Origin of the sequence: Mycobacterium sp. UM_CSW (assembly GCF_000455205.1) — a bacterium.
GTDB lineage: Bacteria > Actinomycetota > Actinomycetes > Mycobacteriales > Mycobacteriaceae > Mycobacterium.
This window is the reverse complement of sequence record NZ_AUWQ01000064.1, coordinates 1-13,653: the sequence shown is the minus strand read 5'-3', so window position 1 is coordinate 13,653 and position 13,653 is coordinate 1. Positions and strand designations below refer to the sequence as shown.

Here is a 13,653-nt window from a genome sequence, read left to right as displayed (position 1 = left end):
CGGCGGGACGGGCGGGGCCGGCGGCACCGGCGGGCTGTTCGGTGCCCCCGGCGTCGGTGGACGCGGGGGGCCTGCCCCCATCGCCGGGGCCGGCGGGGCCGGTGGGTCCGCGCTGCTGTTCGGCCCCGGCGCGCTTGGTGGGGTCGGTGGGGGAGGCAACACCACCGGCGGCGCCGGCGGGCCGGGAGGTCACGGCGGCCTGCTATTCGGTTCCGGCGGGGGCGGCGGCGCCGGCGGGCAAGGCGGGACCACCGGTGGGGCCGGCGGTAACGGCGGAAACGCCGGGCTGTTGTTCGGTGCCGGTGGTGCCGGCGGCGCGGGCGCGACAGACCTGGCTGCCGGGACCGGTGGCGCGGGCGGTAACGGCGGCAACGCCGGGCTGCTGTTCAGTCCCGGCGGAGCCGGCGGCAGCGGCGGGTTTGGCTTCACGACCGGCGGGGCCGGCGGAGTCGGCGGTAACGGCTTCCTGATCGGTGCCGGCGGCGCGGGCGGCGCCGGAGGGGACAGCGGCGTCCTCGGCGGTGCCGGCGGGGCCGGCGGCAACGCCGGCATGCTGTACGGCACCGGTGGCGCCGGTGGCGTCGGCGGCGGTGGTGGAACCAACGGCGGTAACGGCGGTAACGGCGGCGTTGCGGTGCTGTTCGGCGACGGCGGTGAAGGCGGAGCCGGCGGCTTCGCGGGCACCGCCACCGGCGGCAACGGCGGTAACGGCGGCAACACGCTGTTCGGCTTCGGCGGTGACGGCGGCATCGCCGGGTTCGGCATCGGGACGGACGGCAAGGCCGGCAAGGCCGGAACCGGGTTGTTCGGCTAGGGGTTCTTCTAACGTGGGCAGCGCCGACCACCTAGGCTGACGATGCGCAGTTTGCGCTGCCGCACTAAGGAGCAAGCCACTATCTCAAGGTATTTCGACAGTTGACCGGGGTGTCCCAGCTGCTCGGTGCGATCGCGTTGATCGCTCTGGGCGGGCTTTTCGCGGCGATCGACGCCGCCGTCAGCACCGTGTCGATGGCCCGGGTCCAGGAATTGGTGCGAGAAGAGCGACCCGGCGCGGTGTCCCTGCTGAAGGTCATGACCGAGCGGCCCCGGTACATCAACTTGATGGTGCTGCTGCGCATCATCTGCGAGATCACCGCGACCGTCTTGTTGGTGGTGTTCCTTTACGACAACTGGGGCATCAAGTGGGGGTTGGTCGGCGCGGCCGCGATCATGGTGGTGACCAGCTTCGTCGTGATCGGAGTCGGGCCCCGCACCCTGGGCCGCCAGCACGCGTATTCCATTTCCTTGGTGACGGCCCTTCCGCTGCGAGCGATTTCGTGGTTGCTGATGCCGCTCAGCGGGTTGCTGGTGGTCCTGGGCAACGCGCTCACCCCGGGCCGGGGATTGCGCAACGGCCCGTTTGCCTCCGAGATCGAACTGCGCGAGGTCGTCGACCTCGCCCAGCAGCGCGGCGTGGTCGCCGCCGACGAACGCCGGATGATCGAGTCGGTCTTCGAACTCGGTGACACCCCGGCCCGCGAGGTGATGGTGCCGCGCACCGAGATGATCTGGATCGAAAGCGACAAGCTCGCCAGCCAGGCGATGAACCTCGCCGTGCGCAGCGGGCATTCCCGCATCCCGGTAATCGGCGAGAACGTCGACGACATCGTCGGGGTGGTGTACCTCAAAGACCTTGTCCGGCAGGCCTTCTCGTCTCCAGAAGGGGGCCGGGACACCAAGGTGTCGGAGGTGATGCGCCCGGCGGTCTTCGTGCCGGACTCCAAGCCGCTGGACACGCTGCTGCGTGAGATGCAGCGCGACCGCAACCACATGGCCCTGCTCGTCGACGAGTACGGCGCGATCGCCGGCCTGGTCAGCATCGAGGACGTGCTGGAAGAAATCGTCGGAGAGATCGCCGACGAATACGACGAGGCGGAAACAGCCCCGGTAGAAGATCTGGGCGACAAACACTTTCGGGTTTCCGCGCGGCTGCCGATCGAAGACGTGGGGGAACTCTACGACGTGGAATTCGACGATGACCTCGACGTCGACACCGTGGGCGGCCTGGTCGCCCTGGAATTGGGCCGGGTGCCGCTGCCGGGGGCCGAGGTGGTGTCGCACGGCCTGCGGCTGCGCGCCGAGGGCGGCCCGGACCATCGCGGGCGAGTTCGCATCAACACCGTGCTGCTGAGCCCGGCCGAGCCCGACGGCGCCGACGGGTCGACGGACGGGGAGGCCGAGTGACTGAGGAACTGGACGCCGAGGACGCCAAGCTGGTCGTGCTGGCGCGCGCCGCGATGGCCCGCGCGGAAGCCGACAGCGGCGCCGCGGTCCGCGACGCCGACGGCCGCACGTATTCGGCCGCGCCGGTCGACCTGCCGACGCTGAAGCTGACCGGGCTGCAGGCCGCGGTCGCCGCCGCCGCCTCCAGCGGGGCGACCGGCATCGAGGCGGCCGTCCTGGTGGCCGGATCCGCCGACGATCCCGGGATCGTCGCGGTTCGCGAACTGTCGCCGACGGCCGTGATCATCGTCACCGACCGCGCCGGCAACCTGCTATGAGCGCCGAGACGCCCGAATTCCGTTCGGGTTTCGTATGTCTGGTCGGCCGGCCGAATACCGGCAAGTCGACGCTGACCAACGCACTCGTCGGCGCCAAGGTGGCGATCACGTCGACGCGGCCGCAGACCACCCGGCACACCATCCGCGGGATCGTGCACCGCGAAAACTTCCAGATCATCCTGGTCGACACCCCGGGCCTGCATCGCCCGCGCACCCTGCTCGGCAAGCGGCTCAACGACCTGGTCCGCGATACCTACGCCGAGGTCGACGTGATCGGGCTGTGCATCCCGGCCGACGAGGCCATCGGCCCAGGCGACCGCTGGATCGTCGAACAGATCCGGGCGGTCGCGCCCAGGACCACGCTCGTCGCGGTCGTCACCAAAATCGACAAGGTGCCCAAGGACCGGGTGGCCGCGCAGCTCGTCGCCGTCAGCGAATTGGTCGGCGGCTCAGCCGAAATCGTGCCAGTCTCGGCGGTGACCGACGCGCAGGTCGACGTGCTGATCGACGTGCTGGCCGCGGCGCTGCCCGTCGGCCCCGCGTACTACCCCGACGGCGAGCTGACCGATGAGCCCGAGGAGGTCCTGATGGCCGAGCTCATCCGCGAGGCCGCCCTGGAGGGGGTGCGCGACGAGCTACCCCATTCGTTGGCGGTGGTGATCGACGAGATCAATCCGCGGGACGACCGGGACGATCTCATCGACGTGCACGCCATCCTCTACGTCGAGCGGGACAGCCAGAAGGGCATCGTCATCGGCAAGGGCGGCACGCGGCTGCGGGAAGTGGGTACCGCCGCGCGGGCCCAGATCGAGAAGCTGCTGGGCACCAAGATCTACCTCGACCTGCGCGTCAAGGTGGCCAAGAACTGGCAGAGCGATCCCAAACAGCTTGGTCGGCTTGGTTTTTAGCCCTCAAGTTTTTTCTGCCTCGTAACGGGTAGCCGCCCAGCATGACGCAACCACAACTCGCACTGATAACCGGCGCGTCCAGCGGGATCGGGTTCGAACTGGCCAAGCAGTTCGCTGAACACGGCTACGACCTCGTCGTGGCGGCCGAGGACGATGCCATCCACGACGTACCCCAAAAGCTGTCCCGGTACAGCGCGGCCGTACAGCCGGTGCAGGTGGACCTGCGCAGTCCGGACGGGGTAGAGCACCTGTACCAGAGCACGATCGAAGGCGACCGCGTGCTGGCAGCGGCGGCGCTCAACGCGGGTGTCGGTCGCGGGGAGATGTTCCTCAAGAGTGAGCTCGCCGACGACCTCGCGATGGTCGATCTCAACGTGCGCTCGACGGTGCATCTGGCCAAGCTGGTGCTGCGCGACATGGCGAACCGTGACGCGGGCAAGGTGCTTTTCACCTCGTCCATCGCGTCTCAGATGCCCGGTTCCTACCAGCCCGTCTACAACGCGTCGAAGTCGTTCATCCAGTCGTTGGCCGAGGCGCTCCGTGACGAATTGCGCGATACCTCAATCACTGTCACGGCCCTGATGCCCGGCCCGACGGACACCAACTTCTTCGCCCGCGCCAAGATGGTCGATTCACTGATGGGCAGGATGCCCAAGGACGACCCCGCTCAGGTCGCCCGTCAGGGATTCGAGGCGCTGATGCGCGGCGATCAGAAAGTCGTTGCCGGCTCGGTCCTTTCGAAGTTGATGGGCGCCGCGAACCGCGTGCTGCCCGACGACGTCAAAGCCATCGGCAACCGGGTCATGTCGATGCCTCGCGCCAACGGCAACTGAGTCAGGCGAGCACCCGGATGGTCTCCATCGACGGATCGGCCGCGTCCGGGACGTTCATCCCGGCGCGCACACCGGAGCGCAAGTAGTCCAGCACCGCGTCATTGAGGCACTCGCCGGGAACGACCGCCGGAATGCCGGGGGGATACGGCGTGACCTGCTCGGCGGAGATCCGCCCCGCCGCCCGATCGCTTGGCACGGCCTCGACGCGCCCGAAGAACGCGTCGCGCGGCAGGCAGACGTTCTCCAATTGCAGCTCGTCGGGCGACGGCAGGTCGATTTGCGGTGGGGGCTCGAAATCGTCGGCCGCCTTGCGCCATTCGGTCAGCGCCTGGATGAGACGGTCGGCGGTCGTCTTGTCGTCGGCGAAGGACAGCGTCGCCAGGATGCGGCGGTGATCGCTCATTCCGATATCGACGTGAGCGTGCGCGCGCAGCCAGTCGGCGGCCTGGTAACCCGAAGTGCCCGTGGCCGATACGTCCATTAGCACCTGCATTCGGTCCAGGTCGTGTGATGCCTGCACCCCGAGCAGCTCGTCATCGAGCACCTCCACATCGGGAATGCGTTCGATTTCATCGCGCAGCTGATGTGCCAAATCCAGTGCGGCGCGAAGCAATTCGTGACCCTGTTCCACCATCTGCCGCCGCCAACCGTCTATCGCCGAATACACCAGCACGTTGGGGCTGGTGGTCATCAGCAGGTCCGCGCACGCCGAGAGGCGCTTCTGATCGATCAGATCGCCCTGCAGGTGAAACACCGAGCCCTGCTCGAAGCCCGCCCCCATCTTGTGCACGCTGACCACGCAGACGTCCGCACCGGCGTCCATCGCCCAGGTGGGCAGGTCCTCATGGAATGGCAGATGCGCACCCCACGCCTCGTCGATGATCAGCGGCTTGCCGCGCGCGTGGCACACCTCGGCGATTCCGGCGATGTCTGCGCAGGTCCCGTAAGGGCTGGGGCTCACGACCAGCGCACCGGCGGCGTCGGGGTACTTCTTCCACGTCTCCTCCACCTCGTGCGGGGAGGGCGGATGCGAGAAGTGATGCTCGGCGTCCCAGCGAGGGGTGATCCAACGGGGCTGCATGCCCGAGAAAATCAGGCCCGCCACGATGGACTTGTGGCTGTCCCGGCTTACCAGCAGGCTGCCGTCACCGCCGGCCACGGCCATCATCGCCGCCTTCACCGACAGCGAACTGCCGCAGGTGGAAAACCAGGCGACGTCGGCTCCGACGGCGTCAGCCATCAGGTCCTCCGCGCGCTTCAGGAATTCGTTGCTGGTCTTGCGGTCATCGAGGCCGCCGCTGGCCAGCACGTCGTCGAGGAACGGCTCGCGCCCCAGCACCGCAAGGACCCGGTCATCGGTGCCGCGACCCTGCCGGTGGCCCGGTGGCGTGAACCCATAGCGGTTCTTGTCGCGGTAGTCGGCCAGCGCGTTCAGCAGTGGAGCATCGGATTGATCCATTGCAGGGGGATACCCGGCTTGTCGCGGGCTATGTGCCCGACCCCGGGTTCGGGCGGCAACACTATCTGCGCGGCGGCGAGCCGGCCGGCGGCGTCTCGCCGCCGGCGTGCCACCACACCGTCGGCTGCTTGGTCGACCAGCCGCAGACGGCCTCCAGCTCGGCGGCCAGCGAGATGAGCATCCCCTCGCTGTTTGCCGGGCCCATCAGCTGCACGCCGATTGGCAAACCTTCGGAGGTGAACCCGGCCGGCACGTTGATGGACGGCCAGCCCAGCAGGTTCCACGGCCACGTCAGCGGGCACGCGGCGATCATGGCGCGGTCGGTGCCGAAGCCGCCCAACCGGTCGAAGGCGCGCGCCAGCGGCGGCGGCTGGGCGGTGGTCGGCGCGAGCACCACGTCGACGATGTCGAAGATCGAGCCGACCCGGCGCTGGTCGGCGGCTTCGTGGCGGCGCGCGCTGCGCAGGATCGCCTCGCCCATCACGTGTCCGACCCGCAGGTTGGACAGCGTGCGGGGGTCCCAGATGACGCCGTCGCCCAGTCGCTCCTCCCACTCCCGCAGCCCGGCGGTGGACCGGGCCAGGAAATTCCACGACAACCGCAGCCCGTAGTCGGGGTTGCCGGGTACGACGGTGTGGCCCAGGAGCTGCAGTTGCTTGCCGACGGCCCGGGTCGCGGCCAGGATCTCCGGGTGCAGCTTGGCCCGGAAACCGGTGTACGGGAACCGCGTTGACAGCGCGATGTTGAGCGGACCGGGCGCCTTCCCGACATAGTCGGACGCGGTGATCGGGGGCGGTTTGTGCCGGTCGCCCTCGACGTTGCCCGACGCGGCGTCCAGCACCAACGCCGCGTCGGCCACGGTGCGCGCCAGCACGCCGTTGACCGTGATTCCGTTGAACGCCTCCGGCAGCGGCCAGGTGGAGATGCGGCCGCGCTGCGGCTTGATGCCCACCAGGTGCGTCCACGCCGCGGGGATGCGCACGCTGCCGGCGCCATCGGAGCCGATCGCGGCGGTGACCAGGCCGGCGGCCACCGCGGCCGCGCTGCCCCCCGACGATCCGCCCGGCGTGTGCCGCCGTGACCAGGGGTTGCGGGTGTGTCCGAAGCCGGGGCCGCTGGTGAACGGCCACTGGCCCAGCTCGCAGGTGTTCGTCTTGCCCACGATCACTGCGCCGGCGGCTTTCAGGCGGCGCACCACCTCGGCGTCCTGGGTGGCGGGCGCCACGTATCCCTCGGTGCCGAACGCGGTCGGCACGCCCGCGACGTCGACGTCGTCTTTGATCGCGATCGGGATGCCCAGCAGGGGGGCGGTGTCACCGGCCGCGCGCCGCCGATCGGCCGCGGCCGCGTCGGCCAGCGCCGATTCGGTCAGCACCACCCGGAAGGCGTTCAGCGTGGGCTGGCTGGCATGGATGGCGTGCAATGAGCGGCTCACCAGCGTGGTCGACGTCACCGCCCGGCTGGCCAGCTGGTAGAGCAGGTCGGTCAGCGTGGGCAGGCGCTGGCCGCCGGATCCCGAACCCGGGCCAGAAAGGGCCCCGAAAGCGGACCCGGAAGCGCCAATCACGGGGTACGAGACTAACGGCGCGGATACCCGGATTGTCGCGGCGGGGTGCAAAACTATTGTGATGCGGCTATATCGAGACCGGGCCGTTGTGCTGCGCCAGCACAAGCTCGGCGAGGCCGACCGGATCGTCACCCTGCTGACCCGCGATCACGGGCTGGTTCGCGCGGTGGCCAAGGGCGTTCGCCGCACCCGCAGCAAATTCGGCGCGCGACTTGAGCCGTTTGCTCACATCGACGCGCAACTGCACCCCGGGCGCAACCTGGACATCGTCACCCAGGTCGTCGCCATCGATGCGTTCGCCACCGACATCGTCAACGACTACGGCCGATACACCTGCGGGTGCGCGATGCTGGAAACCGCCGAGCGGCTCGCCGGCGAGGAGCGGGCCCCGGCCCCGGCCCTGCACCGTCTCACGGTGAGCGCGCTGCGGGCGGTCGCCGACGGCCGCCGGCCCCGCGACCTGCTGCTGGACGCCTACCTGCTGCGTGCCATGGGCATCGCCGGATGGGCGCCGGCGCTCACCGAGTGCGCCCGGTGCGCCACGCCCGGCCCCCACCGGGCGTTTCATATCGCCGCCGGGGGCAGCGTCTGCCCGCACTGCCGGCCGGCCGGTTCGACCACCCCACCGCCGGGCGTGCTGGATCTGATGACCGCACTGCACGACGGCGATTGGGAGGCCGCCGAGGCGTCGCCGCAATCGCACCGCAGCCACGTCAGCGGATTGGTGGCCGCGCACCTGCAATGGCATCTGGAGCGTCAGCTCAAAACGTTGCCGCTGGTGGAGCGGACGTATCAGGCCGACCGCACAATCGCCGAACGGCGTGCAACGCTGTTCGGGCAGGATATGGCCTGTGGTTGAGCGCAAGCCGAAGTCGACCGACTTCCCGCAACTGCCCCCCGCACCCGACGATTACCCGGTCTTTCCCGACAAGTCGACCTGGCCGGTCGTCTTCCCGGAGCTGCCGCCGTCCGCCGACGGTGGCCCGCGCCGGCCGCCGCAGCACATTTCGAAGGCGGCCGCGCCGCGAATCCCGGCGGACCGACTGCCCAATCACGTCGCGATCGTGATGGACGGCAACGGTCGCTGGGCCACCCAGCGCGGGCTGAGCCGCACCGACGGCCACCGGGCGGGCGAGGCGGTGGTGATCGACATCGTATGCGGTGCAATCGAAATCGGGATCAAATGGCTCAGCCTGTACGCCTTTTCCACCGAGAACTGGAAGCGCTCGCCCGAGGAGGTTCGCTTCCTGATGGGGTTCAACCGCGACGTCGTGCGGATGCGCCGCGTCAACCTCAACACGATCGGGGTCCGGATCCGGTGGGTGGGTTCACGGCCCCGCCTGTGGCGCAGCGTCATCAATGAACTGGCGGTCGCCGAGGCGATGACGGTCGGCAACGACGTCATCACGGTGAATTACTGCGTGAACTACGGCGGCCGGGCCGAAATCGCCGACGCCGCAAAGGATATCGCCCGGTTGGCGCAGGCCGGCAGGCTCAACCCGGAACGCATCACCGAGGCGACGATCTCGCGTCACCTGCAACGGCCCGACATCCCCGACGTGGACCTTTTCCTTCGGACGTCGGGGGAGCAGCGGTCCAGCAATTTCATGCTGTGGCAGGCGGCGTACGCCGAATACATCTTTCAGGACAAACTGTGGCCCGACTATGACCGCCGCGACCTGTGGGCCGCCTGCGAGGAATATGCCGAGCGCAATAGAAGATTCGGGAGCGCCTGATGCCGTCACTGCAGGAGCGTCTGGCGTCGATACTGCGCGACGTACTTTCCGTCGACGAGGAACCCGACGGCGCACTCACGTTGCGCCACAACGGCACGCTGGCGTCGTTGCGGGTGGTGAACATCGCCGAGGACCTGGACCTGGTCTCGCTGACCCAGATCCTGGCCTGGGACCTGCCGCTGACCAAGAAGGTTGCCGACCAGATCGCCAAACAGGCGCGCGACAGCAACTTCGGCAGCGTGACGCTCGTCGAGAAGGTCAACGACAAGGCGGTGCAACGCAACTCCGGCAAGGGCGCGTCCAAAACCGGAGATGTCATGCTGCGCTACAACTTTCCCGGCGGCGGGCTCACCGACGACGCCCTGCGCACGCTGATCCTACTGGTGCTCGACACCGGCGCCGATATCCGGCGTTCGGTGACGGGCTAGGACACGGCGGATTCGGCCGGCGCGACGGCTGCCGGAGCAAGGTCCTCCCGCGCGCCGGTGCGCAGCAGGGAATGCATGAGGTTCGGGTCGTGATCGGCGGGCCGGGTCGAATCGATGAATCGTTCGACGACCTCCACGAAGCGATCCGGGTGGTCGTGATGCGGCACGTGCCCGGACTTTTCGAAGATCGCCAGGCGCGACCCGGCGATCGCCGCGTGAGCCGTCCGGGCGTGGCTCACCGGGATGACGACGTCGTCCTCGCCCCAAATGATTTGCACCGCAATGGATTGCACCAAGTAGCTGCGATCCAGCATGGTTACGTATTGGCCGCGCCCGTCCACCACCGACCGCAGGGTGCGCGCAAACGCCGCCAGCGCGCTGGGGTCCTTGAAGCCCTCGAGCAGCCGCACGGTGTCGACGGCGTCGCGACCGAACTTGGTGGAACCGAACAGGGCCTGAACGGCGCGGCCAAAGACCCGCATCGCGGGCAGCGCGCCCGGCACGCGGACCATCGCCAACGCCTCGCTGCCCAACGGCATCGCGGCCAACCGCAGCGCGAAGCTGACGTCCGACTCGACGCCACCGGCGCTGACCAGCACGAGGCGCTCGATCAGATGCGGGTACTGATAGGCGAACTGCATCGCCACGCCGCCGCCGAACGAATGCCCGACGACGGTGACCCGCTCGATGCCCAGCACGGCGAGCAGGTCACGCATCCCGTTGGCGAAGGCCGGCAGCGAGTAGTCGGCGCGCGGCTTGTCTGATTCGCCGTGGCCCAGCAGGTCCGGCGCGATGACGGTGAAGCGCTGCGCGAGCTTGGCGTGCACCGGCCCCCAGGACTCGGATTTGTCGCCGACGCCGTGGATCAGCAGCAGGGCCGGCCCGGAACCGGCGATCCGGAAGGCGCGGCGGTAGCCGTGGATGGTGCGAAACTGCAGTGACGGGCCCTCGACGTCGCGTACCGGCCGCAGGTGGGGGGCGGGTTGCTTCCGCATCGTGTTCTCGCTTCCCTTGAGTTCTGGTTGCCTCGGCCCGTGGGCCACTCATGGGTAGGAGCACGCAACGGTCGCGCATCGGACGCTTTTTTCAGAACTTTTTTCCGGTTTGAAACAACACGACGTCCGCGTCGGGGCGGTTCAGCCTAGGACGCGCACTCCGAGCACGTTCCGAAGATTTCGATGGTGTGGCCGACGTCGGAAAAGCCGTGCTTGGCGGCCACCTGCGCCGCCCATTCCTCGACCTCGTGGTCGCCCACCTCGATGGTGGCGCCGCAGTGGCGGCACACCAGATGGTGGTGATGATGCTCCGAGCACCTGCGGTAGACCGACTCGCCGGTGTCGTTGCGCAGCGTGTCGACCAATCCGGCCGAGGCCATCGATTGCAGCGTGCGATACACGGTGGTCAGACCGATGTTCTCGCCGCGCCGGCGCAGCTCGTCGTGCAGCTCCTGGGCGGACCGAAATTCGTCGAGCGTCTCCAGCAACGTGGAAATCGCCGCGCGCTGGCGGGTGGCGCGCACGCTGGTGCCCTCCATAGCGCCGCTCCTCCTCATCGTTTCGCTCTGCATCGTCGCCGGCGCGTCACGGAGTGTCCTCACTCGCGTGGGCGACGGCGTCGACGACGATGTGCGCCAGGTGGTGGTCGGCGAGCCGGTAGAGCACCTCGCGGCCGGATCGCTCCCCGGCGACCACGCCGGCCGCCTTGAGGATCTTCAGATGCTGGCTGACCAGCGGCTGTGGCACGCCGAGGGCGTCGACCAGTTCGTGCACGCAGCGCTGCGATTCGCGCAACTGCAGCACGATGGCGATCCGCACGGGTGCGGCCAGCGCGCGCAACAGCTCGCCCGCGGCGTCGAGAATCTCGCGCGACGGCGGCACGGGATATTCGGGAAATCTCCCGTGCTCGGCAGCGGCGCCGCCGTGCTGGTGAGGCATTCCGCCCAGGTCGGGGCGTGCGTCGTCGGCCGCGGCGGTCTGCGCCGGGCCGGACTTAGGAAGGGGCACAGAGGAGGACATCGTCATCCGAGAGTCATCACCTCGAGAAGTGCCGGGTCTTTTGGAAGGGGCGCGACGGAGTCATGGTCGGCCGCCTTCCACTGTCACATGCATGATGATGCATGTCAAAGACCGGGGCGGTGGTCGATACCATGGCTGATGTTTTGCGGGCGGCCTTCGCCGCCCACCTGTTTGCCCGGATCTTCGAGAGGGAGTGCACTGCCCCGTGGCGTCCGTCATCGACACAGTTGTCAACCTGGCCAAGCGGCGGGGCTTCGTCTTTCCCTCGGGTGAGATCTACGGCGGCACCAAATCGGCGTGGGACTACGGTCCGCTGGGCGTGGAGCTCAAGGAGAACATCAAGCGCCAGTGGTGGCGCGCGGTGGTCACCGGCCGCGACGACGTGGTCGGCATCGATTCGTCGATCATCCTTCCGCGCCAGGTCTGGGTGGCCTCCGGCCACGTCGAGGTTTTCCATGACCCGCTGGTGGAGTGCATGAACTGCCACCACCGGCACCGTCAGGACCACCTGCAGGAGGCATACGCGGCGAAGAAGGGGATCGACGACCCCGAGTCGGTGGCGATGACCGAGATCGTCTGCCCCGATTGCGGCACCAAGGGCCAATGGACCGAGCCGCGCGAGTTCAACATGATGCTCAAGACCTATCTCGGGCCCATCGAAACCGAGGAGGGGCTGCACTATCTGCGGCCCGAAACCGCGCAGGGCATCTTCGTCAACTTCGCCAACGTGGTGACGACGGCCCGCCGCAAGCCGCCGTTCGGCATCGGGCAGATCGGCAAGAGCTTCCGCAACGAGATCACGCCAGGCAACTTCATCTTCCGCACCCGCGAGTTCGAACAGATGGAGATGGAATTCTTCGTCGAGCCGTCGACCGCCAAGGAATGGCACCAGTATTGGATCGACACGCGGCGCGAGTGGTACATCGACCTGGGCATCGATCCGGAGAACCTGCGACTGTACGAGCACCCGAAGGAGAAGTTGTCGCACTACTCGGACCGCACCGTCGACATCGAGTACAAGTTCGGTTTCGTCGGCAACCCGTGGGGCGAGCTGGAAGGCGTCGCCAACCGGACCGACTTCGACTTGTCAACGCACGCAAAGCATTCCGGCGTCGACCTGTCGTTCTACGACCAGGTCAACGACACCCGGTACACCCCGTACGTCATCGAACCGGCGGCCGGCCTGACGCGGTCGTTCATGGCGTTCTTGATCGACTCCTATACCGAGGACGAGGCCCCCAACGCCAAGGGCGGCATGGACAAACGCACGGTGCTTCGGCTCGACCCGCGGCTGGCGCCGATCAAGGCCGCGGTGCTCCCGCTGTCGCGACACGCCGACCTGAGCCCCAAGGCCCGCGACCTGGCCGCCGAATTGCGCAAGAACTGGAACATCGAGTTCGACGACGCCGGCGCCATCGGGCGCCGCTACCGGCGCCAGGACGAGGTCGGTACGCCCTTCTGCGTGACGGTGGATTTCGACTCGCTCTCCGACGACGCCGTCACCGTGCGTGAGCGCGACAAGATGACCCAGGACCGGGTGGCCATTGGCGCCGTCGCCGACTACCTGGCCGCGCGCCTCAAGGGCTGCTAGCCCGGCTTGCGCCTCGGGCATCAAATAACGGGTTCAGCCTGGTCGCAATTTGTCGCGGCTATTGACGGATAAATCGAATCAGATTCTATTCCGTCGGTTCGGTAATTAGTAACTGCAATTTGCGCGCGGCGTCCGGCCAGCCGAGCACGAGCGGGCCGATCGGCGCTGCTAAGCGGCAGTTGACGCCCCGTTTTCGGATCAGATCAAGTTTGTGTAGTTGACTGGGTCAAGTTTATCTTTTCGATCGATTCAAGTTTGGAAAAAAGATGCTGTAGTTCGGCGATTTTTGTCTTACGATCCGGCAGTGGGCTGTGTTGATTTCCGCGCAGCGCCGAGGCGCTTGCCGCGGCCGGATGTTGGGGGGTCGTGATGGTCCTCGACTTTTCCTGGCTGCCGCCCGAGATCAATTCGGCGCGGATATCCAAGGGGGCGGGTTCGGGGCCGTTGTTCTCGGCGGCATCGGCCTGGGACGCGCTGGCGTCGGACCTGTCGGGAGCCGCGTCGTCGTTCAACACGGTGGTCACTGGATTGACCGGCGGGCCGTGGACGGGTCCGTCGTCGGCCGCGATGGCGGCG

The 13,653-nt window shown here is 68.1% G+C and carries 14 protein-coding genes and 1 pseudogene; 10 read left to right on the top strand and 5 right to left on the bottom strand.

Annotated elements, in window-relative coordinates:
* The 5 genes and pseudogenes from N415_RS31985 to N415_RS21010 form a co-directional block, all read left to right on the top strand.
* Window positions 1–814 (top strand): annotated as a pseudogene (locus N415_RS31985) (PE family protein); the annotation flags it as partial.
* A 101-nt stretch (window positions 815–915) separates the two neighbouring features.
* Complete coding sequence (locus N415_RS21025; RefSeq protein WP_068186362.1) at window positions 916–2,223, top strand: hemolysin family protein; 1,308 nt, start codon at window positions 916–918, stop codon at window positions 2,221–2,223.
* A 53-nt stretch (window positions 2,224–2,276) separates the two neighbouring features.
* Entirely contained in the window at window positions 2,277–2,540 is a 264-nt protein-coding gene (locus N415_RS21020) for a cytidine deaminase (protein WP_068186364.1), read from the top strand.
* Complete coding sequence (gene era, locus N415_RS21015) at window positions 2,537–3,448, top strand: GTPase Era (protein WP_068186359.1); 912 nt, start codon at window positions 2,537–2,539, stop codon at window positions 3,446–3,448. The genes N415_RS21020 and era overlap by 4 nt, the downstream gene beginning before the upstream one ends.
* Before the next feature lie 41 nt (window positions 3,449–3,489).
* Window positions 3,490–4,281: an SDR family NAD(P)-dependent oxidoreductase gene (locus N415_RS21010; protein ID WP_068186356.1), complete on the top strand. Its 792-nt coding sequence runs from the start codon at window positions 3,490–3,492 to the stop codon at window positions 4,279–4,281.
* A gap of 1 nt (window position 4,282) precedes the next feature.
* Here N415_RS21010 and N415_RS21005 read toward each other — a convergent pair whose 3' ends face one another.
* Together N415_RS21005 and N415_RS21000 are read right to left on the bottom strand one after the other, a co-directional pair.
* Complete coding sequence (locus N415_RS21005) at window positions 4,283–5,740, bottom strand: ornithine decarboxylase (protein ID WP_068186355.1); 1,458 nt, start codon at window positions 5,738–5,740, stop codon at window positions 4,283–4,285.
* A 61-nt stretch (window positions 5,741–5,801) separates the two neighbouring features.
* A complete protein-coding gene (locus tag N415_RS21000) occupies window positions 5,802–7,307 on the bottom strand; it encodes an amidase (protein ID WP_068186354.1) in 1,506 nt (501 codons plus the stop codon).
* Window positions 7,308–7,368: 61 nt separating this feature from the next.
* Between N415_RS21000 and recO the strand changes: the two genes are divergently transcribed.
* Genes recO through N415_RS20985 form a run of 3 tightly spaced genes read left to right on the top strand, consistent with a single transcriptional unit; the run spans window position 7,369 to window position 9,471 of the window.
* On the top strand, window positions 7,369–8,166 hold the full coding sequence (gene recO, locus N415_RS20995; protein ID WP_068110213.1) for a DNA repair protein RecO: 798 nt from the start codon (window positions 7,369–7,371) through the stop codon (window positions 8,164–8,166).
* Window positions 8,159–9,043, top strand: coding sequence for a decaprenyl diphosphate synthase (locus tag N415_RS20990; RefSeq protein WP_068186353.1), 885 nt, complete (start codon window positions 8,159–8,161; stop codon window positions 9,041–9,043). The genes recO and N415_RS20990 overlap by 8 nt, the downstream gene beginning before the upstream one ends.
* Complete coding sequence (locus N415_RS20985) at window positions 9,043–9,471, top strand: hypothetical protein (protein WP_068186352.1); 429 nt, start codon at window positions 9,043–9,045, stop codon at window positions 9,469–9,471. The genes N415_RS20990 and N415_RS20985 overlap by 1 nt, the downstream gene beginning before the upstream one ends.
* Here the strand turns inward: N415_RS20985 and N415_RS20980 are convergent.
* The 3 genes from N415_RS20980 to N415_RS20970 form a co-directional block, all read right to left on the bottom strand.
* Window positions 9,468–10,466: an alpha/beta hydrolase gene (locus N415_RS20980; protein ID WP_068186349.1), complete on the bottom strand. Its 999-nt coding sequence runs from the start codon at window positions 10,464–10,466 to the stop codon at window positions 9,468–9,470. The two genes, N415_RS20985 and N415_RS20980, sit on opposite strands and share 4 nt — an antisense overlap.
* 146 nt (window positions 10,467–10,612) lie before the next feature.
* Window positions 10,613–11,005 (bottom strand): Fur family transcriptional regulator, encoded by a 393-nt coding sequence (locus N415_RS20975; protein WP_068186347.1) that lies wholly within the window; start codon window positions 11,003–11,005, stop codon window positions 10,613–10,615.
* A gap of 46 nt (window positions 11,006–11,051) precedes the next feature.
* Window positions 11,052–11,405 carry a metalloregulator ArsR/SmtB family transcription factor gene (locus tag N415_RS20970; RefSeq protein ID WP_081665393.1) on the bottom strand — a complete coding sequence of 118 codons (354 nt, stop codon included), beginning with the start codon at window positions 11,403–11,405 and terminating at the stop codon, window positions 11,052–11,054.
* A gap of 274 nt (window positions 11,406–11,679) precedes the next feature.
* Between N415_RS20970 and N415_RS20965 the strand changes: the two genes are divergently transcribed.
* Window positions 11,680–13,077 carry a glycine--tRNA ligase gene (locus N415_RS20965; RefSeq protein WP_161630334.1) on the top strand — a complete coding sequence of 466 codons (1,398 nt, stop codon included), beginning with the start codon at window positions 11,680–11,682 and terminating at the stop codon, window positions 13,075–13,077.
* Between the two features lie 369 nt (window positions 13,078–13,446).
* Window positions 13,447–13,653 (top strand): PPE domain-containing protein (locus N415_RS20960; RefSeq protein ID WP_152531505.1); only part of this gene is annotated, 207 nt, incomplete at its 3' end.

Coding starts and splice junctions, on each gene's coding strand:
- N415_RS21020 (WP_068186364.1), top strand. CDS start 2,277: ATGGCCCGCGCGGAAGCCGACAGCGGCGCCGCGGTCCGCGACGCCGAC.
- era (WP_068186359.1), top strand. CDS start 2,537: ATGAGCGCCGAGACGCCCGAATTCCGTTCGGGTTTCGTATGTCTGGTC.
- N415_RS21010 (WP_068186356.1), top strand. CDS start 3,490: ATGACGCAACCACAACTCGCACTGATAACCGGCGCGTCCAGCGGGATC.
- N415_RS21005 (WP_068186355.1), bottom strand. CDS start 5,740: ATGGATCAATCCGATGCTCCACTGCTGAACGCGCTGGCCGACTACCGC.
- recO (WP_068110213.1), top strand. CDS start 7,369: ATGCGGCTATATCGAGACCGGGCCGTTGTGCTGCGCCAGCACAAGCTC.
- N415_RS20985 (WP_068186352.1), top strand. CDS start 9,043: ATGCCGTCACTGCAGGAGCGTCTGGCGTCGATACTGCGCGACGTACTT.
- N415_RS20980 (WP_068186349.1), bottom strand. CDS start 10,466: ATGCGGAAGCAACCCGCCCCCCACCTGCGGCCGGTACGCGACGTCGAG.
- N415_RS20975 (WP_068186347.1), bottom strand. CDS start 11,005: ATGGAGGGCACCAGCGTGCGCGCCACCCGCCAGCGCGCGGCGATTTCC.
- N415_RS20970 (WP_081665393.1), bottom strand. CDS start 11,405: ATGCCTCACCAGCACGGCGGCGCCGCTGCCGAGCACGGGAGATTTCCC.